The sequence below is a fragment of the Kitasatospora sp. MBT66 genome (assembly GCF_000710405.2).
GTDB classification, from domain to species: Bacteria; Actinomycetota; Actinomycetes; order Streptomycetales; family Streptomycetaceae; genus Kitasatospora; species Kitasatospora purpeofusca.
In genome coordinates this window covers 196,767-219,667 of the sequence record NZ_JAIY01000008.1, presented here as the reverse complement: position 1 = coordinate 219,667, position 22,901 = coordinate 196,767, and the positions used below count along the sequence as shown (strand labels likewise).

Below are 22,901 nucleotides of genomic sequence, written 5' to 3'. Positions count from 1 at the left end.
GTACGCGGCGTCGGTCGGGGAGTGGGCGACCGGCGCCGAGGCATACGGGCTGATCACCGTCGACGTGCCCGCCGAGCACTGGATCGAGGCGCTCACCGCGGCCCGGGACACGCTGGGCCTGACCTTCTTCGACTGGCTCAGCGCCGTCGACGAGCTCGCCGAGGGCTTCTCGGTGGTCGCCCACCTCGCCGCCGTCGACGCCCCCGGTGTGCGCCACCTGGCGGTGCGCACCCGGGTGCCGCGCGCCGGTGCCGCGCTGCCGACCGCCGTCGCCGTGTACGCCGGGGCCGCCTGGCACGAGCGCGAGACGCACGAGATGTTCGGCATCGACTTCCCCGGGCACCCCCACCTGGTCACCCTGCTGCTGCCGGACGGCTTCGAGGGGCACCCGCTGCGCAAGGAGTTCGTGCTCGCGGCGCGGGTCGCCAAGGCATGGCCGGGCGCCAAGGAGCCGGGCGAGTCCGAGGGCGACGGGCCGGCGCGGCGCAAGATGCAGCCGGCCGGGGTGCCGGACCCGAACGAGTGGGGGCCGCTCAAGGGCACCCTGCCGCCGGTGGCCGAGCGTCCCGCCCGGGGTGCCCGGGCCGCGGGCGCGGCCCGGACGCCGCGGGCCGCCGCGGGTGCGGCGGGTGCCGAGGGCGCTGCCGCGGTGCGGGCGGACCGTCCGCGCCGGGTCAGGTCGGTCTCCGACGGGTCGGCGAGCCAGGCGGCCGCCGCTCCGGCACAGGAAGCCGCTGCCGAGGGTGTTGCTGCCGAGGGCGCTGCCGTCGAGGGAGCTGCCGTGGAGGGCGCCGCCGCACCGCCGGTGCGGGCGGACCGGCCCCGGCGGACCAGGTCGGTGTCCGACGGCTCGGTGAGCCAGGCGGAGGCCGACGCGGCCGCCGACGCTCCGGAGCCCGGGCCCGCGCGGCCCGCGCCGTCCCGGACCCGGTCCTCCGACGCGCCCTGGCACAACCCGGTGCCGGCCCACGACGAGCCGACGGCCGAGCCCGCCGCAGAGCCTGCCGAGCCCTCGGACGGGCCGTCCGAGCCCGAGCCCGCGTCCGAGCCCGCGACCGAGCCCTCGGACGGGCCCGCCGCCGGGGAGCGGAAGACGAGTGAGCCGCCGGCCGAGTCGGCCGGCCAGGACGGAGACGGCGCGTGAACCTGTTCGACACGGTGCTGCGCTGCGTCGCCACGCTGGTCGTCTTCCTCACCCTCCCCCTGGTCATCGGCCAGACCGAGCACAAGGTGATGGCCCACATGCAGGGCCGGCTCGGCCCGATGTACGCCGGTGGCTTCCACGGCTGGGCGCAGCTGATCGCGGACGGCGTGAAGTTCGCGCAGAAGGAGGACATCGTCCCGGCCGGGGCCGATCGCCGGATCTTCCAGCTGGCCCCCGCCGTCTCGCTGCTGCCGTACCTCTTCGTGCTGCTGGCGATCCCGGTCGGCCCGGACGGCTTCGTCGGGCAGGCGATCGACGCCGGACTGTTCTTCGTGCTGGCCGTCATGGGTGTCGGCGTGATCGGCAAGCTGATGGCGGGCTGGGCCTCGGCCAACAAGTTCTCGCTGCTCGGCGGTCTGCGCACGGCCGCGCAGCTGATGTCCTACGAGCTGCCGATGGTGCTCGCCGCGGCCTCGGTGGCGATGGCCGCCGGGACGCTCTCGCTGCCCGGGATCGTGGACGCCTGGCAGTGGTACTGGATCCCGTGGCAGATCATCGGCGCCTTCGTGTTCTTCACGGCCGGTCTGGCCGAGCTGCAGCGCCCGCCGTTCGACATGCCGGTCGCCGACTCGGAGATCATCTTCGGCGCGTACACCGAGTACACCGGGCTGCGCTTCGCGCTGTTCCTGCTCTCCGAGTACGTGGGCATCCTGGTGGTCTCCGCGCTGACCGCGGTGCTGTTCCTCGGCGGCTGGCACGGCCCGCTGCCGGACCAGCTCGGCTGGCTGTGGACCCTGCTGAAGACCTTCGCGCTGGCCTTCGTGGTGATCTGGCTGCGGGTCACCTACCCCCGGCTGCGCGAGGACCAGCTGATGCGCTTCGCGTGGACGGTGCTGATCCCGCTCGCCCTCGTCCAGCTGGCCCTCACCGGCATCATCAAGGTGGCGATCTCATGAGTTTCCCCGGTGCGGGCCTGGCCAAGGGCCTGGCCGTCACCCTGCGGACGATGACGAGGAAGACCGTCACCGCGCAGTACCCCGACGCGCAGCCCTCGCTCCCGCCCCGTTCGCGCGGGGTGATCGCGCTGCTGGAGGAGAACTGCACGGTCTGCATGCTCTGCGCCCGTGAGTGCCCGGACTGGTGCATCTACATCGACTCCCACAAGGAGACGCTGCCGGCCGCCGACCCGAACGCGCGCGCCCGCACCCGCAATGTGCTGGACCGGTTCGCCATCGACTTCTCGCTCTGCATGTACTGCGGGATCTGCATCGAGGTGTGCCCGTTCGACGCGCTGTTCTGGTCGCCCGAGTTCGAGTACGCGGAGACCGACATCCTGGAACTGACCCACGAGCGGGACCGGCTCCGGGAGTGGATGTGGACGGTGCCGGTGCCGCCGGTGCTGGACCCGGCGGCCGAGGAGCCCAAGGAGATCGCCAGCGCGCGGAAGGCCGCCGACAAGCTCGCGGCGGCCGCCGCTGCGGCTCTCGAACAGGGGGGTGACGCGTAGTGAGCGCCGCCGCCCTGCTCGCCGCGACCGGGCCGCTGGACCCGGCCGCGCGCTCCTTCCTCTCCCCGACCGGGGTGGAGATCGTCTTCCTGCTGGTCGGCATCGCCGTGCTCGGTTCGGCCGTGGTCGCCGTGACCACCAAGCAGCTGGTGCACGCCGCGCTGTGGCTGGTCGCCGCGCTCGGCGGGCTGGCGGTGGAGTTCCTGCTGCTCACCGCCGAGTTCGTCGCCTGGGTGCAGGTGCTGATCTACCTCGGCTCGGTGGTCGTGCTGGTGCTGTTCGGACTGATGCTCACCAAGGCGCCGATCGGGCGCTCGCCGGACGCCGACTCGAAGAACCGCTGGGTCGCCCTGGTGGTCGCGCTGGCCTCGGCCGGGACCCTGGTGACCCTGGTCGTGGACGCCTTCCGGACCTCCTGGATCGACCTCGGCGCGGGCGGCGGCTCGGCCGCGGTGACCGGTGCCAGCCTGTTCCGCACCTGGGTGCTGCCCTTCGAGGCGCTCTCGGTGCTGCTGCTGGCCGCGCTGGTCGGCGCCATCGTGCTGTCGCGCGGCGCGGGCCGACGGGTCCCGGCGCCCCGGTCCGGACGGATCCGGGCCGGCCGTCCGGTGGGCTCCAACGGGACGGTCGCCCAGCGGGCGGCCGCCGCGCCCCCGGCCGAGGCCCCCGAGACCGCTCCGGCGGAGGAGAGCTGATGCACCTCGCCTACCCCGTCGTCCTCGCCGCGCTGCTGTTCAGCGTCGGCGTCTACGGCGTGCTCGCCCGGCGCAACGTGATCCTGGTGCTGATGTCCGTCGAGCTGATGCTCAACGCCGTCAACCTCAACCTGGTCGCCTTCGACGCCTGGCTGCGCGACTCGCTGCACGCCGGCCAGGCGCTCACCCTGTTCACCATCACGATCGCCGCCGCCGAGATCGGGCTCGGGCTCGCCATCGTCCTGCTGCTCTTCCGGGCCCGGGGCACGGCGGACATCGACCGGGCCACCGCGCTCGGCGACCCGGCCGAATCCACCGCCGACGTCGACGAGGCGCCGGTCGGGACCGAGGCGCTGAAGGGCCGGGCCACCGCATGAACCTCGCCCTGCCCGCCCTCGTCCCCGCCCTGCCCGCGCTCGGCGCGGCCGCCACCCTGGCCGTCGGCCGGCGCTCCCCGGGCCTGGCCCGGCCGCTGGCGATCGTGCCGGTCGCGGTCTCGGCCGTGCTCGCCCTGGTGGTCGCGATCCAGCTCGGCACCGGCCAGGTGCTGGACGCCGCCACCCGGCTCACCCCGACCGGTGGACCGGAGATCTCGCTCGCGATCCACCTGGACGGCTACAGCTCGCTGATCTCGGTGCTGGTCGGCCTGGTCGCCACCTGCGTCCAGGTCTACTCGACCGCCTACCTCAAGGACGATCCGCGCTACCCCTCGTACGCGGCGCTGGTCTCGCTGTTCACGGCGGCGATGTTCCTGGTCGTGTACTCCGGCGACCTGATCGTGCTGCTGGTCGGCTGGGAGGTCATGGGCATCTGCTCGTACTTCCTGATCGGCCACCACTGGGAGACCGAGGACGCCCGCTCCGCCTCGCTGAAGGCCTTCCTGGTCACCAAGCTGGGCGACGTGCCGTTCCTGTTCGGCATCTTCCTGCTCGGCGCCGACGCCGGCAGCTTCCGGATCGAGGACGTGCTGCGGGCCGCCGGCGACGGGCGGCTCGGCCACCCGACGCTGATCGCGCTGCTCCTGCTGGCCGGGGTGGCGGGCAAGAGCGCGCAGTTCCCGCTGCACACCTGGCTCCCGGACGCGATGGCCGGTCCGACGCCGGTCTCCGCGCTGATCCACGCCGCCACCATGGTCGCGGCCGGCATCTACCTGGTGGCCCGGCTGCTGCCGGTCTTCCTGCTGTCCGGGGCGGCGCTGGTGGTCCTGGCGGTGATGGCCGCCGTGACGATGATCGGCTCGGCGCTCTGCGCGCTGGCCCAGGACGACCTCAAGCGGGTGCTCGCCTACTCGACCGTCGGCCAGCTCGGCTACATGGCCGGCGCGCTCGCCAGCGGCGACCGCGAGGCCTCGGTCTTCCACCTGGTCAGCCACGGCGCGTTCAAGGCGCTGCTGTTCCTCGCCGCCGGTGTGGTGATCCACGCCGCGCACACCAACTCGATCTCCGCGATGTCCAGGATCCCCGGGCTGCGCAAGCGCGTCCCGGACGCCTACTGGACGACGGCCATCGCGCTGGTCGCCCTGATCGGCCTGCCGCCGTTCTCCGGCTTCTTCAGCAAGGAGGCGGTGCTGACCGCCGCCGAGCACGCCGCCAACGGCGAGGCGCTGACCAACGGCCTCGGCCCGGCCTCGGCGGTGCCGCAGGCGGCCGGCTGGATCGTGCTGGTCTCGGCCGGGCTCACCGCGCTGCTCACGGCGGCGTACGCGGCCAGGCTCTTCCTGGTGACCTTCCACAGCCCGACGGGCGCGGCGCTCCCCGCCGCGGGCGGGGCCCCGGCCGTCGCCGACCACGAGCCCGACGCGCCGTACTCGCCCGAGCCGGACGAGGCCGACCCGGCGGTCGCCGAGCCGCCCGCGATGCGCTGGCCGCTGTGGGTGCTGGCCGTGCCGACCATGGGCTTCGGCATCGCCGGCCTGCGCTCGGACTGGCTGCCCGCGCTGCTGGACGGCGGCTCGCTGAAGCCCTCCGCGGTCACCGCCGTCACCGGCACCGGACTGGCCGTGGTCGGTGTGCTGCTGGCCTACGGCGCCTGGCGCGCGGCCACCGCCCGGACCACCGAGGGCCTGCCCGCCCCGGCCGAGCCCGGCCGGGTGCCCGAGCAGGCCGGAGCCCCGGCCGCCGAGGTGATCGTCGCCGATCCCGGGCGCGCCCTGCTGGGCCCGCTGTTCGGCCCGGCCCGGCACGGCTTCGGCGTCGACCGGCTCTACAGCGCGCTGTTCGTCCGCCCGGTCGAGGCCGCCGCCCGGCTCGTCCGCTTCCTCGACCGCGAGGTCGTGGAGACGTACGTGCGCGGCAGCGGTGCCGGGGCCGAGCTGCTGGGCCGGGTCGTCCGGCTGGCGCAGACCGGCAACGCGCAGACCTACCTCAGCGCGCTGCTCGCCGGTGTCGTCCTGCTGGCCGTCCTGGTGGCGGTGTAGCCGATGCCGTACCTCCCGTCCTCGCCCGCTGCCGTGGCTGTCGCTGTCGCTAGGAGTCCCCGATGAACGCGGTCCTCATCGCCCTCCTGGTGCTGCCGCTGCTCGGCGCCGCGCTCACCCTGGCCCCGGTGTTCGGCCCGGACCCGGCCGCCGCCGACCGGCGCGCGCTGCGCTTCGGCACGGTGCTGACCGGCGCCGTCCTGGTGCTCACCGTCGCCCTGGCGGCCGGCTTCGACCACGACGAGCCCGCCCGGATGCAGGCCACCACCGATCTGGCCTGGATCCCGGCCATCGGGGTGCGCCTCCACCTCGGCGTGGACGGCGTCTCGCTGCCGCTGCTGGTGCTGACCTCGCTGCTCACCTTCCTCTGCGCGCTGTACTCGGAGCGGCGGCTGCCGTCCGGGGCCGGGGTGCCCTCGGCCCGGTCCTTCGTCGGGCTGTTCCTCCTCCTCGAAGTGGGCATGCTGGCCACCTTCGCGGTGCTGGACCTGGTGCTCTTCTTCCTGGCCTTCGAGATCGTGCTGATCCCGATGTACTTCCTGATCGCCCGCTGGGGGAGCGGCGCGAAGGTGCCGGCCGCGAACCGGTTCATCCTGTACACGCTGCTCGGCTCGGCCGTGATGCTGCTCGGCTTCCTGCTGGTCGGTCTCAAGGCGGGCACCTTCGACATGCAGGCCCTCGCCGCCGCCCACGGCTCCGGCCTGAGCCACTCCACCCAGGTGATCGCCGCGCTGGCGATCATGGTCGGGCTCGCGGTCAAGGCCCCCGCCTGGCCGCTGCACAGCTGGCTCCCGGACGCGCACACGGCCGCCCCGACGGTGGGCTCCGTCCTGCTCGCCGGTGTGCTGCTGAAGATGGGCACCTACGGTCTGGTCCGGGTCCTCCTCCCGGTTGTCCCCGACGGCACCACGACGCTCGCCCCCTACCTGGGCGCGTTCGCCGCCGTCGGCATCGTCTACGGCTCGCTGGCCTGCCTCGCCCTCGCCCGGACCGGTGCCAAGGGCGACCTCAAGCGCCTGATCGCCTACTCCTCCGTCGGCCACATGGGCTTCGTCCTGCTGGGCATCGCCTCCCTCACCCCGGTGGGGGTCAACGGCGCGCTGTTCGCCAACATCGCGCACGGTCTGATCACCGGCCTGCTGTTCTTCGTGGTCGGGGCGCTCAAGGACCGCTACGGCACGGCGGACCTCGACACCCTGGCCGGCGCCACCGGCGCCGCCCTCTACGGACGGGCGCCCCGGCTCGGCGCGCTGCTCGCCTTCGCCGCCGTCGCCAGCCTCGGCCTGCCCGGCCTGGCCGGCTTCTGGGGCGAGCTGCTCGCGATGTTCGGCGCGTTCGACCCGGCCGAGGGCCTCTCGCGCCCCGCGTTCGTCACCTACATGGTCCTGGCCGGTCTCGGCACCCTCCTCACCGCCGCCTATCTGCTGATCGTGGTCAGGCGCGTCTGCATGGGCGACCCCAAGCAGACCGCGCCGGTGGCCGAGCTCGCCGACCTGCGCCCCTACGAGGCCGTCAGCTGGACGCCGCTGGCCGCCCTCACCCTGCTCGCCGGCCTCTGGCCCGCGCTCCTGCTCGGCCTCTCCGACCCCGCCGTCAAGCACCTGCTCGGCGGTGGCTGACCATGCTCGGCACCGCACTCGGATCTCACTCCACGGGGCAGACCACTGTGACCTCCCTCGCCGTCGCCAACCCGGGCAGCCTGATCCAGTCCGTGGACTGGGTGGCGATCGCGCCCCCGCTGATCGCCGCGCTGGCCGCCCTCGCCGTGCTGGTCACCGACCTCTTCCTGCCCGCGCGGCACAAGCGCTGGCTGGGCCGGCTCACCGCCGCCGCACTCGCCCTGGCCATCGTCTCGCTCCTCCCGCTCATCGGTGGATCACCCCGAGCCACCTTCTGTGCGCAGAACGTAACAGGGGCCACTGACAACGCTGGCTGCTCCTACGTCGCCGACCACTTCGCCCTGGTCTTCCAGCTGCTCGCGCTCGGCGGCGCGCTGATCGCCGCCCTGCTGTCCGCCCACACGGTGGAGCGCGAGGAGCTGCCCGGCGGCGAGTACTGGTTCCTGCTGCTCTCCAGCGCCACCGGCGCCGCGCTGCTGCCCGCCTCCCGCGACCTCGCCACCCTGGTGATCGCCCTGGAGGTCGCCTCACTGCCCGCCTTCGCCCTGGTCGCGCTGCGCCGGGACGGCCGGGGTGCCGAGGCCGCGCTCAAGTTCTTCCTGTCCTCCGTCACCGCGACCGCCGTGATGCTGCTCGGCATCGGCTTCGTCTACGCGGCGAGCGGCAGCCTGCACCTGGGCGCCGTCGCCACCGGGCTGGAGCACGCCCCCGCGCAGCTGAAGCCGCTGGCCGAGGCGGGAGCGGTGCTCACGCTGGCCGGCTTCGCCTTCAAGGTCGCCGCCGTGCCGTTCCACTTCTGGGTGCCGGACACCTACACCGGCGCCCCGCTGCCGGTGGCCGGCTACCTCTCGGTGGTCGGCAAGGCGGCCGGTCTGGCCGGACTGGCCCTGGTCACCACCATCGCCTTCCGCCCGTACGCGCACACCTGGGGCCTGGTGCTCGCGGTGCTGGCCGCCGTCACCATGACGGTCGGCAACGCGGGCGCGCTGCGCCAGCGCTTCGACACCCGCTACAGCGCGGTCCGGCTGCTCGCCTGGTCCTCGGTGGGCCAGGCCGGCTACCTGCTGGTGCCGCTGGCAGCGGCCGGCTACGCGCCGACCACGACCGACCCGCTGGGCGCCACCGCCGCGTACGCGCTGATCTACGGCGTGGTCAACCTGGGCGCCTTCGGCGTGGTGGCGGCGGTCGGCCGTCGTTCCGAGGCCGGGGTGGACGACTTCCGCGGGTTGTTCGCCCGGCGCCGCTGGACGGCGCTGGCGCTGGCGTTCTTCCTGCTCTGCCTGGCCGGGCTGCCGCCGGGCGTGATCGGCCTGTTCGGCAAGGTCGTGGTGTTCCGCGCCGCGGTCGACGCCGGGCTGGGCTGGCTGGCCGTGGTGATGGCCGTCAACGTGGTCGTCGCGCTGTACTACTACCTGCGCTGGACCGCCGTGCTGTTCGCCCCGGCCCCGGACGCGGCCCCCGCGGAGGGGGCGGGGGAGCGCGCGGCCACGGCCCCCGAGCGGCGCCTGCCGGTGTCGCTGACCGCCACCCTGGGCCTCACCGCCTCCGTCGCGGTGGTGCTCTCGGTGGCCCCGCAGCTGGTGCTCCAGGTGGTCGGCGGTTCGCTGTTCTGAACCCCGCCCGGCGGACGCGCCGGGGCGGGGCCGGGTCCCCCGGTCGGGTGTCATGCCGGTCACAAGGGAACAAGGCCCCGGCCCCCACCCGTTGACCGGGCAGGAGGGACGAGGCAGAAAGGGCTTCCCCACGCACCATTGGAGGGCCACCCGTGCATCGCCGGCACAACGGACTGAGGACCGCCGCCCTGCTCGGGGGCCTCTCGGCGCTGATCCTGGTGATCGGTTCCTTCTTCGGCCGTACGGGCTTCGTGATCGCCCTGCTGGTCGCCCTCGGCACCAACGCCTACGCCTACTGGAACAGCGACAAGCTCGCCCTGCGCGCCATGCGGGCCCGCCCGGTGAGCGAGATCGAGGCGCCGCGGCTGTACCGGATCGTCCGGGAGCTCTCCACCTCGGCGCGCCAGCCGATGCCCCGGCTCTACATCTCGCCGACCCCGGCCCCGAACGCCTTCGCCACCGGCCGCAACCCGCGCAACGCGGCGGTCTGCTGCACCGACGGCATCCTGCAGCTGCTCGACGAGCGCGAGCTGCGCGGTGTCCTCGGCCACGAGCTGAGCCACGTCTACAACCGGGACATCCTGATCTCCTCGGTGGCCGGCGCGCTCGCCTCGGTGGTGATGTTCCTGGTGAACTTCGCCTGGCTGATCCCGTTCGGCCGGGGTGACGACGACGACGGCCCGGGCCTGTTCGGGCTGCTCGCGATCATGATCCTCGGCCCGGTCGCCGCCTCGCTGATCCAGCTGGCGGTCAGCCGCTCCCGGGAGTACCAGGCCGACGCCGACGGGGCCCGGATCACCGGCGACCCGCTGGCCCTGGCGAGCGCGCTGCGCAAGCTGGACGCGGGCACCCGGCAGCTGCCGCTGCCGCCGGAGCCGCAGATCAAGACCGCCAGCCACATGATGATCGCCAGCCCGTTCCGCCCGGGCGAGGCCGGTACGAAGCTGTTCTCGACCCATCCGCCGATGGCCGAGCGGATCGCCCGGCTGGAGCGGATGGCCGGCCACCGGTAGCGGTACCGGACGAGGTCGCCGCGGTCGTCAGCCGGTCGCGACCTCGTCCAGTACCGCCCGGAGCCGGTGCACGCCCTCCACCACCTGGGCGGAGTTCTCGGCGGCGGCGTAGCTGAGCCGCAGATTGGCGGCCGGCGGTTCGGCGGCGTGGTACGGCCGGCCGGGGGTCACCTGGACGCCGGCCCGCATGGCGGCGGCGGTGAGCACACCGTCGTCGACGCCCTCGGGGAGCCGCAGCCACAGGTGGTAGCCGCCGGGGCGGTAGCTGCCGAGCACACCCGGCAGCTCGCGGTGCAGGGCGGCGACGGCGGCGGTGCGGCGGTTGCGCAGCTCGGTGCCGAGCGTGCGCAGATGACGGGCCCAGCCCGGGTCGGCGACGAGTTCCAGCGTCGCCTCCTGGAGCGGCCGGGGCACGAAGAAGCTGTCCACCACCTGGGTGGCCCGCAGCCGGGCGAGCGCCGGGCCGCGCGCGGTGAGGGCGCCGACCCGCAGGTTGGGCGAGGCGGCCTTGGTGAGCGAACGCAGGTGCACCACCACCCCGTCGCGGTCGTCCGCGGCGAGCGGCCGGGGCAGGGCGGGGGCGTCCGCGTGCACCAGCAGTCGGGAGAAGTCGTCCTCGACGACGAAGGCCCCGGCGGCCCGGGCGATCCGGAGCACCTCGGCCCGGCGTTCGGGGGAGAGCACCGCGCCGGTCGGGTTCTGGAACAGCGGCTGGCAGACGAAGACCCGCGCCCTGGTGGCCTCGAAGGCCTCCGCCAGCAGGTCGGTGCGGACGCCGTCGGCGTCGACCGGCACCGGGACGGGCCGCAGCCCGGCCGCCCGGACGACCGCCAGGATGCCCGGGTAGGTCGGCGACTCCACCAGGACCGGGGCGCCGGGTGCGGCGAGGGAGCGCATCGCCACGGTGAGGCCGCTCTGCCCGCCGGAGGTGAGCAGGACGTCCCCGGTGGCGATCGGCCCGTCGTGGCCGCCGATGTCGCGGGCGAACCAGCCGCGCAGCTCGGTGAGGCCGTCGGTGGGCGGGCGCTCCCAGGCGCCGGGGCGGCGTCCGGCCCGGGCCAGGGCGGCGGCGAGCAGCCGCTCGGGCAGCAGGGAGGAGTGCGGGTAGCCGCTGTTGAGGTCGATGACGTCGGGCGGCGGCACGCGCAGGGTGGCGAACACCGGGGCGGCCAGCAGGTCGCGCGGTCCGGTCTCGCTGCTGAGGGCGATCTCCTGCCAGGAGAGGTCGCCGGGGCGGGCGGTACCGGCCGGGGCCCTGCGGGCGCCGGTCGCGGGGCCGGTGGTGAAGGCCGCCGCGCGGAACACCCCGGCGCCCGGGCGGGAGATCACCAGGCCCTCGGCGGCGAGGACGGCGATGGCGCGGGAGACCGTGCCCGGGCTGACCTGGTGGCGTTCCATCAGGGCCCGGCTCGACGGCAGCTTCCGTCCTTCCGGGTAGCGCTCGACTTCCCGTCGCAGACTGTCCGCGAGTTCGGTCACACTGCTACGCTCATTCATGAGAGCACAAGATAGCGCTACCCTCCGTTCGGCGATAGCGGACCGGCCCGCTACGGCGCGGACGACGGCCCCGGCGAGTGTGGAGGCGACCGCGCCGCCGAAGGCCGCACCCGGGTCCGGCGGCTCCGCCGGTACCGCGCAGGCCGCCCTGGGTGTCCTCTGCTTCTCCTTCAGCTTCCCCGCCACCGCTTGGGCGCTGACCGGCTTCGGCCCCTGGACCGCGACCGGCCTGCGCGGCCTGCTCGCCGGAGTGCTCGCCGCGCTCTGCCTGGCGGCGGCCCGCGTCCCGCTGCCCGAGCGCCGGCACTGGCCCGGCCTGCTGGTGGTCTCGGCGGGCTGCGTCCTCGGCTTCCCGCTGCTCACCACGCTGGCCCTGCGCACCTCCTCGACCGCGCACTCGGCGGTCGTCATCGGGGTGCTGCCGCTGGCCACCGCGGCCGTCGCCGCGCTGCGGGCCGGACGCTCCGGCGCCCGGCCGTCCAGGCTGTTCTGGGGCGCGGCACTGGCCGGGGCGGTGGCCGTGCTCGGCTTCACCCTGCTGCAGAGCCACGGGCTGCCGGGCCTCGCCGACCTGTACCTGTTCGCGGCGCTGCTGATCTGCGCGGCCGGGTACGCGGAGGGCGGGCGGATCTCCCGGGAGCTGCCCGGCTGGCAGGTGATCGGCTGGGCGGTGGTCGCGGCGCTGCCGGTCACCGCGCTGACCACGGCGCTGGCGCTGCCCGCCGAGCCGGTGGAGTTCGGCGGGAAGGCACTGGCCGGGCTGGCGTACACGGCGGTGGTGTCGCAGTTCGGCGGGTTCGTGGTCTGGTACCGGGGGATGGCGGCGATCGGCGTGCCGAGGGCGAGTCAGCTCCAGCTGGCGCAGCCGCTGCTGACGCTGATCTGGTCGGTGCTGCTGCTGGGCGAGGTGCTGCCGGCCGCCGCGCCGGTGACGGCGGTGGTGGTGCTGCTCTGCATCGCGCTCACCCAGCGGGCACGGGCGTGACACGTGGTGGTCCGGACCCGGGCGGGGTCCGGACCACCACGGTCGGCGGGATCAGTGCCCGGCGGCGTCGGGCTTGTGGATGCACAACGCCCAGATGATGAAGACGTCCAGCGCGATCACCACGATGGACCAGCCCGGGTAGTACGGCATCGCCAGGAAGCTCTCGACGGCGCTCACCGCGGTGAGCGCGATACCGGCGTAGCGGGCCCAGGTGGCGCCCGTGAGGAGGAACGCGCCGACCAGCGCCACCAGCGCGCCGACGACGATGTGGATCCAGCCCCAGCCGGTGAGGTCGAACCGGAAGACGTAGCGGTCGGTGGTCAGGAAGACCTCGTCGTCGTGGACCGCCATGATGCCCCGCAGGACCTCCATGATGCCGTTGATCAGCATCAGGACACCCGCGAACACCACGAAGCCGGGCGCCCAGTCGCGGAACCCGCCGTGCGACGTCGGCGGCGGTTGGCCCGTGCCCGAGCGCCAGGGCGGGGGCTGGTCGGGAGGCGTGGACGACGTGCTGCTGCTCATGGATTCCTCCAGGACCGGACGCCGGGGCCCGACAAGCGCCCCGGACAGGTGTGCGGAGTGACGTACGGACTTCGACCGTCCGACCCCGCCCGCCGCCCGGCAACCCGACCGCACCTGTTCGGGTGACCCGCCCCGCGCGCCCCCGGCCGCCCCGGCGGGCCGAGCGGTACTGCTGGTCCGACCCCTGCCCCGGACCTGGAAGGCGCGGCACGTGACGCTTCTGCCGAAGGACCTCGTGGAGCAGCCCCCACGCCGTTCGCGCTCCCCGCGGCTGGAACGGCGCCGCGCCGCCGCCCGCCGCCGGCGCGGCCGGGCCCTGGTCGGCTGGCTGACCACCACCGACCACAAACGGATCGGCACCCTCTACCTCACCACCGCCTTCGCGTTCTTCCTGGTCGGCGGGCTGATGGCGATGCTGATGCGGATCGAGCTGGCCCGCCCCGGGCTGCAACTCCTCTCCAACGAGCAGTTCAACCAGCTCTTCACCATGCACGGCACGATCATGCTGCTGATGTTCGCGACCCCGCTGTTCGCCGGGTTCGCCAACTGGATCATGCCGCTGCAGCTCGGCGCCCCCGACGTCGCCTTCCCCCGGCTGAACGCGCTCGCCTACTGGCTCTACCTGTTCGGCTCGCTGATCGCCGTCCTCGGCTTCCTCACCCCGGACGGCGCGGCCGACTTCGGCTGGTTCGCCTACGCGCCGCTCAACAGCGCCGAGCACAGCCCCGGCATCGGCGCCGACCTGTGGATCATGGGCCTGGCCTTCTCCGGCTTCGGCACCATCCTCGGCTCGGTCAACTTCGTCACCACGATCATCTGCTTCCGCGCACCCGGGATGACGATGTTCCGGATGCCGATCTTCGTCTGGAACATCCTGCTCACCGCCGTTCTGGTGCTCTTCGCCTTCCCGGTGCTGGCGGCCGCGCTGCTCTGCCTGGAGTCCGACCGGCGGTTCGGCTCGCACGCCTTCGACGCGGCCAACGGCGGGGCGCTGCTCTGGCAGCACCTGTTCTGGTTCTTCGGGCACCCGGAGGTCTACGTCATCGCGCTGCCGTTCTTCGGCATCGTCACCGAGATCATCCCGGTGTTCAGCCGCAAACCGGTCTTCGGCTACAGCGGCCTGATCGCCGCCACCATCGCCATCACCGGTCTGTCGATCACCGTCTGGGCGCACCACATGTTCGTCACCGGACAGGTGCTGCTGCCGTTCTTCGCGGTCATGACGATGCTGATCGCGGTGCCCACCGGGGTGAAGTTCTTCAACTGGATCGGGACCATGTGGCGGGGCTCGCTCAGCTTCGAGGCCCCGATGCTGTGGACGGTCGGCTTCCTGGTCACCTTCCTCTTCGGCGGCCTCACCGGCGTGCTGCTGGCCGCGCCGCCGATCGACTTCCACGTCTCCGACTCGTACTTCGTCGTCGCGCACTTCCACTACGTGGTGTTCGGGACGGTGGTCTTCGCGATGTTCGCCGGCTTCCACTTCTGGTGTGTTAACTGCACTAACCGCTTCCGATCATGGAGCGACACGCTCTCCACCTGCAAGGAACGTTGTGCAGCAAGACCTCCACCGCCAGCTGATCGAGGGGCGGGCCAATGTGCCCCGGATCGGGTCCGTCACCAAGATCGAGTCCATACCCGGGTACGCCGTCCTGGACGCTGACGGCAACGTCGTCGCCCCGGTCGCCCCATACCTGCTCGGCCTGGTCCTAGACGACAACCGGCCGCTGACCGCCAAGAGCTACGCCTATGACCTGCTGAGATGGTTCCGGGTGCTCTGGCACCTCGATGTCGACTGGGACCGCGCGACCGAGGCCGAAACCACCGCGATGGTCGGCTGGCTGCGCGTCGCCCCGAACCCGCAGCGCCGCCGCAGCAACCCCGACTCCCCGCCGCCCGGGTCGGTGAACCCGCGCACCGGCAAGCCCTACCTCAAGGCCGGCTACGCGCCCACCACCATCAACCACTGCCTGACCGTCGTCAGCAGCTTCTACGCCTACCACCGGCACTACAACCGAGGCCCGCTGGTCAACCCGGTCCCGGAGTCGGCGCCGGTGCGCCGGACCGCGCCCAGCAAGAGCCCGGACAGCCCGCGCACGCCGTTCCGCCGCTCACGCCTTCGCCAGAAGGTCCCCAAGACCGCTCCGCGCTCGATCCCCGACTCGCTCTGGGACGAGTTCTTCGGGGCGATGACCTGCGACCGGGACCGCGCCGCCGTCCTGCTCTACGTCTCCAGCGGCGCCCGCGCCAGCGAACTGCTCGGCGTCCGGCCCTGCGACATCGACTGGGCCAAGCAGCTGTTCTGGGTCGTCACCAAGGGCACCGACGACCGCGAACAGGTCCCGGCCAGCCCCCAGGCCCTCATCATCCTGGCCGCCTACCTCGACACGATCGGCCTGCCGCCGGCCACCGAGCCGGTCCTGCGCACCCGCCGGGGCCCGGACCGGCCGCTGACCTACTGGGCGATGCGCCGGGTGATCCAGCGCGCCAACGAGAAGCTCGGCACGAACTGGACCTTGCATGACCTGCGGCACACCGCCGCCAAGCGCATGGCCAACGACCCCAGCCTCACTCTCGCCCAGGTCCGCGCGATCCTGCGGCACTCCGACTTGGCCACCACCGGCATCTACCTGAACGAGCGCGTCGAGGACCTCTTCGACGCCCTCCAGGCCCACTACAACCGGCCCCGCGTCCAGCGGACCTTCGCCCCCGGCTACGACCCTGAGGACATGAAGGCGGTGTTCGGTGGCTAACCGCGGAGTCCTCGCCGAGACCTACACCACCCGCAACCGGCGCCAGAACTACGACGAGATGCCGCGCACGCCGGAGCCGACGCGCTTCACCAGCGCCATGGTCAAGGCCGCCCCGGCACCCCGGCCCGACAAGCCCCCGGCCCCGGTCGGCGACTGGTCGACCGCCGGCACGGAAGAGGTCGCCGACTTGGTCCGCGACATCAGCCCGACCCGCACCCGGCACGGAGCAATCAAGCTCGCAGCCGGCGTCCGGGTGCTGTTCGGCCACCTTGAGACCCTGCCCGGCGCCACCTGGCAGGAGCGCTGGGAGAACAGCGGCTTCAACGTCGAGAAGGCCCCGCCGGTCAACATCCTGGGCCGTCCCGGGATCGGTTACGACGGCAGCAACGCGACGGCGGCGCTCAGGGCGGTGTTCTCCGCCCGGATCATCCAGCCCTCACTGGCCGGATTCCGGGCCAACCGGTTCGCCGGCTACCCCGAGACGTTCCGGAAGATCCAGAACGACCCCCTCGTCGACGCCTACTACGCGGCCGTCGACGCCCAGCTCCAGATCAGCGAGGTCCACCGCAACCGGGCCAAGTTCGACGTCGCCTGCGCGCTCACCACCCAGGGAATCGACCTGGCCGACCTGACCCCGTCCGCGCTGCTGCACTATTCGCTGGAGTGCAAGCGCCTGGGGGTGACGCCGGGCGCCAACAACGACACCACCCGCTTCTCCGCGCTCGCCGCCTGGGAGATCCTCCACAAGATCGGCCACTTCCCGGCCGGCACCGCGCCCACCCTGCGGACGTTCATCTACAACGGCCAGCGCACCGTCGAGGAACTCGTCGGCCGCTACCGCTTCGCCAACGCCGACGTCCGCCAGCTCCTGGTCGACTACCTCACCCGCCGCCGGGCCGACACCGACTACAACACCCTGGAGGGCCTCGCCCGCAACATCGCCGGGCAGTTCTGGGACGTCGTCGAGGAGCTCAACCCCGGCCAGAAGGACCTGGCCCTCAGCCCGGAGCTCTACGACCAGTGGCGGGCGGAGATCCAGTACTGGCGCAAGAACGGCCGCACCGACTACACCCGTCGGCGCAAGGATGTCGCCTCCGTCCTGCTGGCCGTCCGCGGTCTCTACATGGACCTGCACAGCTGGGCCGTCGCCGAGCCCGAACGCTGGGCCCACTGGGTCGCGCCCTGCCCGATCCTGCCCCGCGACCTCAAGGGCTTCGGCAAACGCCGACGTGACGTCAACCGGCGCATGGCCGACCGCACCCGCGTCCGCCAGCCCCTGCTGCCCGTCCTGGTCCGCCACCTGGAGGACCGGTTCGAGCACCTGGCCGGCCTGCTGGACGCCGCCCGCACTCTCCCGCTCGGCCAGACGTTCACCCACAACGGCCACCGCTACAGCCGCTCCGACTCCCGCGAGGACCGGCGCCGCGCGAAGATCCTGACCGATCCAGCCGTCCGCGTCGTCGACCACGCCACCGGCGAGACGATCAACCTCACCCTCGTTGAGGACGCCGCGTTCTGGGAGTGGGCCGCCGTCGAAGTGCTCCGGCACAGCGGCATCCGGGTCGAGGAGCTCACCGAGCTCACCCACCTGAGCATCCGTCAATACGAGCGCCCCAACGGCGAGGTCATCGCCCTGCTGGTCGTCGCCCCGTCCAAGAGCGAACGCGAGCGGGTCATCCCAATGTCTGCCGAGCTGTTCCACGTCATCGCCCAGATCATCCGCCGCCACACCAGGGGCGGTCGGCCCATCCAGCTCCTCACCCGCTACGACGGGCACGAGAAGACCTGGTCAGAGCCCATGCCGTTCCTCTTCCAGCGCCGACTGGGGACGGTCTTGAACGTCATCTCGCCGGCCACCGTCCTGCACATGATCGGCCGCAGCTGCGAGGAAATCGCCGCCACCAACCCCGCGTTCGAGGACACCAAGTTCACCCCGCACGACTTCCGCCGACTGTTCGCCACCGAGATCGTCAACGGCGGACTGCCGATCCACATCGGCGCCGCCCTGCTCGGCCACCTCAACCTGCAGACCACCCAGGGCTATGTCGCGGTCTTCGCCGAAGACGTCGTGAAGTCGTTCCAGGAGTTCCTCAACAACCGCCGGTCCATGCGGCCGGAGGAGGAGTACGCCGACGTCACGGCGGAGGAGTGGGCGGAGTTCGAGGAGCACTTCGACCGGCGCAAGGTCGAGCTCGGCAACTGCGCGCGCCCCTACGGATCGCCCTGCCAGCACGAACACGCCTGCATCCGCTGCCCCGTCCTGCAGGTCAACCCCAAGATGCTGCCCCGCCTCGCGGAGATCGAGACAGACCTCATCCTGCGGCGCAAGCGCGCCGAGGAAGAGCAGTGGCTCGGGGAGATCGAGGGCATCGACCTGACCCTGACCTTCGTCCGCGCCAAGCAAGCCGACGCCGCCCGCCTCACCCGCCGAACCACCGTCACGCTCGGCATGCCCACCAGCCGACCGGGCTCCACCCCACCGGATGTCACCATGAGCAACTGACAGATCGCGAAGTGCGCTCTTCAAATGCGCTGGGCCCCGCCCTTCGGGCGGGGCCCAGCCACGAAGCCGCTGCGTCAGGCGACGGTGACGGTGATCTCACTGGAGATGCTCGGCTTGAACGGCACGTGGTACTGATCGACGATTTCCGCGCGAAGCGTGTGCTGCCCGGGGGCGAGCACGAATTCCGCCGTCGTCTCGGCCTTGCTGAGGTTGACGACAGCGGGGGTGGCGAGGACGGCGCCCGGCTCGACACGCGAGGTCGGGACCGGCTGGTCACTGCGGAAGGCCGGAGCGTCGATCGCCACCACCAGGTGACCGGTGTGTGGCGTCTGATCGCCCGCAGGCTTGAGCCCCATGCCCTCGACGCCGAGCTTGACGGTGAACGTCTTCTCGACCGTTGCCCCGGCAGCGGGCGAGACGAAGAAGACCTGAGCGCCCTCCGGGGCCTGCCGCGATTTCAGTGCATCCACCATCAGATGTTTCCGACCTTCCCTCATGGGCCGGCGTGGTCGCCGGCGATCACTCACGACTCATCGTGGCGACCATCGGCGCGAACAAGCAGGGAAGGTCTCGATCTTCACCCGTTGGGGTGAATTTGTATCGTTCGGCTTGCGCACCCCCTCCTCTCAGCGGACTGAAGCACACCTTGACTTAGTGCAGAGAAGGTGGCCCAAGTTCAACGGCCGGATGCTCGACGAGCGGCTCGGACGGATCCACTTCTGGACCCTCTTCGTCGGCTTCCACAGCACCTTCCTGGTCCAGCACTGGCTCGGCGCCGAAGGCATGCCCCGCCGCTACGCCGACTACCTCGCCTCCGACGGCTTCACCACCCTCAACACCGTCTCCAGCATCGGCTCCTTCCTGCTCGGCATCTCCACCCTGCCGTTCCTGTACAACGTCTGGCACACCGCCCGCTACGGGCAGCGGGTCACCGGCGACGACCCGTGGGGCTACGGCCGCTCGCTGGAATGGGCCACCTCCTGCCCGCCGCCCCGGCACAACTTCACCACCCTGCCCCGGATCCGCTCCGAATCGCCCGCCTTCGACCTCCACCACCCCGAGATCGCCGCACTCGACCGGCAGCGGAACGTCCGCGAACCACAGCGCTGATTCCGGGCCCCGCGCCCTCTCGTTAGGATGACCGGCATGGCAGAGGACACCGCGGACACCGCAGAGGACACCAACGCCCCGGTGGCCGGCGACCCGCGGGCCCGGCGGCGCGGCCAGGGCGAACTGGAGGCCCAGGTACTGGCGGTGCTCCAGCACGCCCCCGGCCCCGCCACCGCCGGCTGGGTCCAGGAACGTCTCGACGGCGACCTCGCCTACACCACCGTGATGACGATCCTCTCCCGGCTGCACGCCAAGGGCGCCGTCAGCCGGACCCGCGCCGGCCGCTCCTACCTCTGGCAGGCCTCCTCGGACGCCGCCGGCCTCGCCGCCCTGCGGATGCGCCGCGTCCTGGACGGCGAACCCGATCGGGACGCCGTGCTCGCCAGCTTCGTCACCGCCCTGCTCCCGCACGACGAGGAACTGCTGCGCACCCTGCTCGACAGTGCCGTCGCCCCGGCCCCCGACCGCGAAGGCTGACCTCCTCACCGTGGGTTTCTTCGTCTTCCTCCCGCTCGTCCTGCCGCTGACGGCGCTGCCGATCGCCCGTCTCACCGAGCAGCACCTCCACCCGCGCGGCGCCGCCCGGCTGCTCACCGGGTTCAGCATCGTGATGGCGCTGTGCAGCGCGGTCAGCCTCGGCCTGATCGGCGTCGTCGGCACCGCGCAGCTCCCCGGCAACCCGCTGCCCGACAGCTGGTCCGACCCCGAGGTCAGGGACGCCCTGCCATACCACGAGACCGTCGGCACGGCGGCGCTGATCGTCCTCGCCGTCGTCCTGCTCGCGGTGGGCCGCACCCTGGTCCGGCACCTGCGGATCCGGGCCCGCGCCCGGCGCGCCCTCGGCCGCGCCCTGCCCGCCGCCTCCGACGTCGCCCTGCTGCCCGACCCGGCCCCGTACGCCTACGCGCTGCCCGGCTCGCCGCGCTCGCCCGGGCGGGTGGTCGTCTCCACCGGCATGCTCGACGGCCTGGCCGAGGACGAGCGCGCGGCGCTGCTGGCGCACGAACGCGCCCACCTCACCCACCGGCACCACCGCCACCTGCTGGCCACCCAGCTGGCCGGCTGCGTCAACCCGTTCCTGCGGCCGCTCCAGCGGGCCGTCGCCTACAGCGCGGAGCGCTGGGCCGACGAGGAGTCCGCGCAGGCCGTCGGCGACCGCCGGGTCACCGCCCGCGCCGTCGCCCGGGCCGCCCTCGCCTCGCGCACGGCCCCCGCCGCCTACACGGTGTTCCCCGCCTTCGCCGCCCCCGGCCCCGTCCCCCGCCGGGTCGCGGCCCTCCTCGGCCCCGTGCCCACCGCCCGCAACTGGCCCCCCGCCCGGACCCCCGCGGGCCTCGCCGCCCTGGTCGCCGCCCTCGGCACCGCCGCCTCCGCCCTCTCCGCCCTGAACGCCGCCGTCGCCCTCCTGCTCATCCTCAAGGCCGTCACCCCGCTCTGAACCCGGTGGCGGCCGGACCGGCCCCCGGTCTACCGTCCGGCCATGGCCAAACGTCGTTATGTGGCCCGGGGTGTCCCCGGCGGCTACCGGATATGGGACAACAAGGCCGGCCGCTGGTGGGGCGACCACTACGAGCTCTGCCCGGACGCGCTCCTCGCCGAGCTCAACGGCGGCGCCGACCCGGCCCGCCTCACCGCCCTGCTCAGGGAGCACCGCGCCCGGAAGCGCTGACCGCCCCGTGCCCGCACCCCGAGTTCTCCCTGAGGTGCGGTCCCCGGGTGCGTAGACACGCAGCTCAGCGGGCATCGGGGTCGTAGGGGCCAGTCGTCGCGCGTGAGAGGGTGCCGGACATGAAGGTGATCGACTTCGTTCTCAACGTGATCTGGCTGATCTTCTGCGGTATCTGGATGGCGATCGGCTATGTGATCGCCGGCGTCATCTGCTGCATCCTGATCGTCACCATCCCGTTCGGCATCGCGTCGTTCCGGCTGGCCGGGTTCGTGATCTGGCCGTTCGGGCGCAAGGCCGTGGAGCGGACGGACGCCGGGGCTCCGTCGTGCGTCGGGAATGTGATCTGGCTGGTGTGCGCGGGGTGGTGGCTGGCGCTGATGCATCTGATCACCAGCATTCCGCTGTTCCTGTCGATCATCGGTATCCCGTTCGGGTGGGCCAATCTCAAGCTCATCCCGGTGTCGCTGACGCCGCTGGGGCGGGAGATCGTGTCGACGGACGAGCCCTGGGGCGGGCGGTAGGAACGGTCGAGGGAGGGCCGGCGGGAGTTCCCGCCGGCCCTCCCTCGTTTCGGGCGCCAGGTTCGGACCCCGGACTCGGGCCCAGGGCGGTGGCGCCGGGCTCAGGCGTCGGCGAGGGCGGTCAGGGTGGTGCGGGCGGTGCCGAGGGAGATGGTGGCGAGGTCGCGGTAGGGGGTGAGGGCGGGGATGTCGCCGGCGCGGGTGAGTTCGGCGTGGACGAAGCGGAGGTTGGCGTCCGGGACGCCGAGGTGCTCGGTGAACCAGGCGCGCAGGTACGGGGTCTGGAAGTCGAAGCGTTCGCGCGGGGTGCCGGGGCCGTAGCCGCCGCCGCGGGCGGTGACCACGACGACGCGGGTGGCGGTGAGGCGGCCGGTGTGGGCGCCGGGGAAGGTGATCCGGTCGATCCAGGCCTTGAGGGCGGCGGGGACGGTGAAGTTGTACATCGGGACGCCCAGCAGCAGGGTGTCCGCGGCGTGCAGCTCGGTGATCAGGGGGTGGGTGAGGGACCACTCGCGCTGTTCGTCGGGGGTGGCCGCGAGGGTGTGGACGTCGGACAGCGGGACGGGGGCGGACCGGCGTTCGACGCGGATGCCGAGGGAGGCGTAGCCGGGGCCGACGAGCGGGACCGGGTCGGCGGCGAGGTCGCGGTGGCGGTAGTCGGCGTCCGGGTGGCGGGCCTGCCAGGCGCGGGCGAAGCGGGCGGTCAGGCGGCGGCTGACGGACCGGTCGAGCGGGCCGGCGCTGGAGTCGAGGTGGAGCAAGGCGGGCATCGGAGGTCTCCTGGTCACCTTCGGGGAGCGGGCATCGTCAACCCCGTGACGAGGGCGCGGACGGAAAGGTGACCGATGGACGGGCGCGAGGAGCTGGCGGTGCGGTTCGAGGCCGAGCGGGGGCGGCTGGGGGCGGTGGCGCGGCGCATGCTCGGGTCGACGGCGGAGGCCGAGGACGCCGTGCAGGAGGCCTGGTTGCGGCTGGAGCGGGTGGACGCGGCGGAGCTGGAGAACCTGCCGGGGTGGCTGACCACGGTGGTGTCGCGGATCTGTCTGGACGTGCTGCGGGGGCGGCGGACGGAGGCGGTGGTGGTCGAGGAGGCGGTGGACGGCCCGGAGGCGGAGGCCGAGCTGGTCGAGGAGGTGGGCCGGGCGATGCTGGTGGTACTGGACCGGCTGGGCCCGGCGGAGCGGGTCGCCTTCGTGCTGCACGACGGCTTCGCGGTGCCGTTCGAGCAGATCGGGCCGATCGTCGGGCGGAACACGGCGGCCGCGAAGAAGCTGGCGAGCCGGGCCCGGCAGCGGGTCCGGGGCACGGGGGAGTCGACGGGCACGGGGGAGTCG

At 72.9% G+C, this 22,901-nt stretch carries 21 protein-coding genes and 2 pseudogenes; 19 read left to right on the top strand and 4 right to left on the bottom strand.

Features of this window, described 5'->3' with window-relative positions; translation table 11 throughout:
• The 9 genes from BI06_RS22250 to htpX all read left to right on the top strand — a co-directional run.
• Positions 1-1,144: NADH-quinone oxidoreductase subunit C (locus tag BI06_RS22250; RefSeq protein ID WP_043470814.1), on the top strand; the 1,144-nt coding region annotated here is incomplete at its 5' end.
• The gene (gene nuoH, locus BI06_RS22245) at positions 1,141-2,100 is read left to right on the top strand and encodes an NADH-quinone oxidoreductase subunit NuoH (RefSeq protein ID WP_369826180.1); all 960 of its coding nucleotides are present in this window, start codon (positions 1,141-1,143) and stop codon (positions 2,098-2,100) included. The genes BI06_RS22250 and nuoH, both read left to right, overlap by 4 nt.
• A complete protein-coding gene (locus BI06_RS22240; protein WP_043470811.1) occupies positions 2,097-2,651 on the top strand; it encodes an NADH-quinone oxidoreductase subunit I in 555 nt (184 codons plus the stop codon). The genes nuoH and BI06_RS22240 overlap by 4 nt, the downstream gene beginning before the upstream one ends.
• Positions 2,651-3,346 (top strand): NADH-quinone oxidoreductase subunit J, encoded by a 696-nt coding sequence (locus BI06_RS22235; protein WP_051741586.1) that lies wholly within the window; start codon positions 2,651-2,653, stop codon positions 3,344-3,346. The genes BI06_RS22240 and BI06_RS22235 overlap by 1 nt, the downstream gene beginning before the upstream one ends.
• Entirely contained in the window at positions 3,346-3,723 is a 378-nt protein-coding gene (nuoK, locus tag BI06_RS22230; protein WP_043470809.1) for an NADH-quinone oxidoreductase subunit NuoK, read from the top strand. Before BI06_RS22235 ends, nuoK begins: the two co-directional genes overlap by 1 nt.
• Positions 3,720-5,762: an NADH-quinone oxidoreductase subunit L gene (locus BI06_RS22225; protein ID WP_043470807.1), complete on the top strand. Its 2,043-nt coding sequence runs from the start codon at positions 3,720-3,722 to the stop codon at positions 5,760-5,762. The genes nuoK and BI06_RS22225 overlap by 4 nt, the downstream gene beginning before the upstream one ends.
• A gap of 62 nt (positions 5,763-5,824) precedes the next feature.
• Positions 5,825-7,381 carry a NuoM family protein gene (locus BI06_RS22220; RefSeq protein WP_043470805.1) on the top strand — a complete coding sequence of 519 codons (1,557 nt, stop codon included), beginning with the start codon at positions 5,825-5,827 and terminating at the stop codon, positions 7,379-7,381.
• Between the two features lie 47 nt (positions 7,382-7,428).
• Positions 7,429-8,994: an NADH-quinone oxidoreductase subunit N gene (locus BI06_RS22215; RefSeq protein WP_030393857.1), complete on the top strand. Its 1,566-nt coding sequence runs from the start codon at positions 7,429-7,431 to the stop codon at positions 8,992-8,994.
• A gap of 152 nt (positions 8,995-9,146) precedes the next feature.
• Positions 9,147-10,007: a zinc metalloprotease HtpX gene (gene htpX, locus BI06_RS22210; protein ID WP_030393858.1), complete on the top strand. Its 861-nt coding sequence runs from the start codon at positions 9,147-9,149 to the stop codon at positions 10,005-10,007.
• A gap of 27 nt (positions 10,008-10,034) precedes the next feature.
• On the opposite strand, the gene BI06_RS22205 is transcribed toward htpX, so the two are convergent.
• Positions 10,035-11,504: a PLP-dependent aminotransferase family protein gene (locus BI06_RS22205; RefSeq protein ID WP_043470804.1), complete on the bottom strand. Its 1,470-nt coding sequence runs from the start codon at positions 11,502-11,504 to the stop codon at positions 10,035-10,037.
• On the opposite strand from BI06_RS22205, the gene BI06_RS22200 reads away from it, so the two are divergent.
• Entirely contained in the window at positions 11,503-12,489 is a 987-nt protein-coding gene (locus BI06_RS22200) for a DMT family transporter (protein WP_082558617.1), read from the top strand. The two genes, BI06_RS22205 and BI06_RS22200, sit on opposite strands and share 2 nt — an antisense overlap.
• 51 nt (positions 12,490-12,540) lie before the next feature.
• Here the strand turns inward: BI06_RS22200 and BI06_RS22195 are convergent, their stop codons facing one another.
• The gene (locus BI06_RS22195) at positions 12,541-13,014 is read right to left on the bottom strand and encodes a hypothetical protein (protein ID WP_030393861.1); all 474 of its coding nucleotides are present in this window, start codon (positions 13,012-13,014) and stop codon (positions 12,541-12,543) included.
• 271 nt (positions 13,015-13,285) lie between these two features.
• On the opposite strand from BI06_RS22195, the pseudogene BI06_RS22190 reads away from it, so the two are divergent.
• From BI06_RS22190 to BI06_RS55180, 3 genes and pseudogenes are all read left to right on the top strand, one after another.
• A pseudogene (locus BI06_RS22190) lies at positions 13,286-14,521 on the top strand (cbb3-type cytochrome c oxidase subunit I); the annotation flags it as partial.
• 43 nt (positions 14,522-14,564) lie between these two features.
• A complete protein-coding gene (locus tag BI06_RS22185; protein WP_082558155.1) occupies positions 14,565-15,764 on the top strand; it encodes a site-specific integrase in 1,200 nt (399 codons plus the stop codon).
• Positions 15,757-18,267, top strand: a complete 2,511-nt coding sequence (locus tag BI06_RS55180) for a site-specific integrase (protein WP_304440867.1) — start codon at positions 15,757-15,759, stop codon at positions 18,265-18,267. Before BI06_RS22185 ends, BI06_RS55180 begins: the two co-directional genes overlap by 8 nt.
• 74 nt (positions 18,268-18,341) lie before the next feature.
• Here the strand turns inward: BI06_RS55180 and BI06_RS22175 are convergent, their stop codons facing one another.
• The gene (locus BI06_RS22175; protein WP_043463557.1) at positions 18,342-18,740 is read right to left on the bottom strand and encodes a DUF4399 domain-containing protein; all 399 of its coding nucleotides are present in this window, start codon (positions 18,738-18,740) and stop codon (positions 18,342-18,344) included.
• Between the two features lie 193 nt (positions 18,741-18,933).
• Between BI06_RS22175 and BI06_RS22170 the strand changes: the two are divergent.
• The 5 genes and pseudogenes from BI06_RS22170 to BI06_RS22150 form a co-directional block, all read left to right on the top strand.
• Positions 18,934-19,377, top strand: a pseudogene (locus BI06_RS22170) (cbb3-type cytochrome c oxidase subunit I); the annotation flags it as partial.
• Positions 19,378-19,413: 36 nt separating this feature from the next.
• Entirely contained in the window at positions 19,414-19,854 is a 441-nt protein-coding gene (locus tag BI06_RS22165) for a BlaI/MecI/CopY family transcriptional regulator (protein WP_078879968.1), read from the top strand.
• A gap of 10 nt (positions 19,855-19,864) precedes the next feature.
• Positions 19,865-20,815, top strand: coding sequence for a M48 family metalloprotease (locus BI06_RS22160; RefSeq protein ID WP_030393864.1), 951 nt, complete (start codon positions 19,865-19,867; stop codon positions 20,813-20,815).
• Between the two features lie 42 nt (positions 20,816-20,857).
• Positions 20,858-21,046: a hypothetical protein gene (locus BI06_RS22155; protein ID WP_030393865.1), complete on the top strand. Its 189-nt coding sequence runs from the start codon at positions 20,858-20,860 to the stop codon at positions 21,044-21,046.
• A 119-nt stretch (positions 21,047-21,165) separates the two neighbouring features.
• Complete coding sequence (locus BI06_RS22150) at positions 21,166-21,567, top strand: YccF domain-containing protein (RefSeq protein WP_043470800.1); 402 nt, start codon at positions 21,166-21,168, stop codon at positions 21,565-21,567.
• Between the two features lie 101 nt (positions 21,568-21,668).
• Here the strand turns inward: BI06_RS22150 and BI06_RS22145 are convergent, their stop codons facing one another.
• Positions 21,669-22,337: an FMN-dependent NADH-azoreductase gene (locus tag BI06_RS22145; RefSeq protein WP_043470798.1), complete on the bottom strand. Its 669-nt coding sequence runs from the start codon at positions 22,335-22,337 to the stop codon at positions 21,669-21,671.
• A 75-nt stretch (positions 22,338-22,412) separates the two neighbouring features.
• Here BI06_RS22145 and BI06_RS22140 point away from each other — a divergent pair.
• Positions 22,413-22,901, top strand: a 489-nt coding sequence (locus tag BI06_RS22140; RefSeq protein WP_043470796.1) for a sigma-70 family RNA polymerase sigma factor, incomplete at its 3' end; no start/stop codon positions are given.

What these genes read in the sequence shown, in the direction of transcription:
- BI06_RS22240 (WP_043470811.1), top strand. Translation starts at nt 2,097, where the DNA reads ATGAGTTTCCCCGGTGCGGGCCTGGCCAAGGGCCTGGCCGTCACCCTG.
- nuoK (WP_043470809.1), top strand. Translation starts at nt 3,346, where the DNA reads ATGCACCTCGCCTACCCCGTCGTCCTCGCCGCGCTGCTGTTCAGCGTC.
- BI06_RS22225 (WP_043470807.1), top strand. Translation starts at nt 3,720, where the DNA reads ATGAACCTCGCCCTGCCCGCCCTCGTCCCCGCCCTGCCCGCGCTCGGC.
- BI06_RS22220 (WP_043470805.1), top strand. Translation starts at nt 5,825, where the DNA reads ATGAACGCGGTCCTCATCGCCCTCCTGGTGCTGCCGCTGCTCGGCGCC.
- BI06_RS22200 (WP_082558617.1), top strand. Translation starts at nt 11,503, where the DNA reads ATGAGAGCACAAGATAGCGCTACCCTCCGTTCGGCGATAGCGGACCGG.
- BI06_RS22205 (WP_043470804.1), bottom strand. Translation starts at nt 11,504, where the DNA reads ATGAATGAGCGTAGCAGTGTGACCGAACTCGCGGACAGTCTGCGACGG.
- BI06_RS22195 (WP_030393861.1), bottom strand. Translation starts at nt 13,014, where the DNA reads ATGAGCAGCAGCACGTCGTCCACGCCTCCCGACCAGCCCCCGCCCTGG.
- BI06_RS22175 (WP_043463557.1), bottom strand. Translation starts at nt 18,740, where the DNA reads ATGGTGGATGCACTGAAATCGCGGCAGGCCCCGGAGGGCGCTCAGGTC.
- BI06_RS22165 (WP_078879968.1), top strand. Translation starts at nt 19,414, where the DNA reads ATGGCAGAGGACACCGCGGACACCGCAGAGGACACCAACGCCCCGGTG.
- BI06_RS22155 (WP_030393865.1), top strand. Translation starts at nt 20,858, where the DNA reads ATGGCCAAACGTCGTTATGTGGCCCGGGGTGTCCCCGGCGGCTACCGG.
- BI06_RS22150 (WP_043470800.1), top strand. Translation starts at nt 21,166, where the DNA reads ATGAAGGTGATCGACTTCGTTCTCAACGTGATCTGGCTGATCTTCTGC.
- BI06_RS22145 (WP_043470798.1), bottom strand. Translation starts at nt 22,337, where the DNA reads ATGCCCGCCTTGCTCCACCTCGACTCCAGCGCCGGCCCGCTCGACCGG.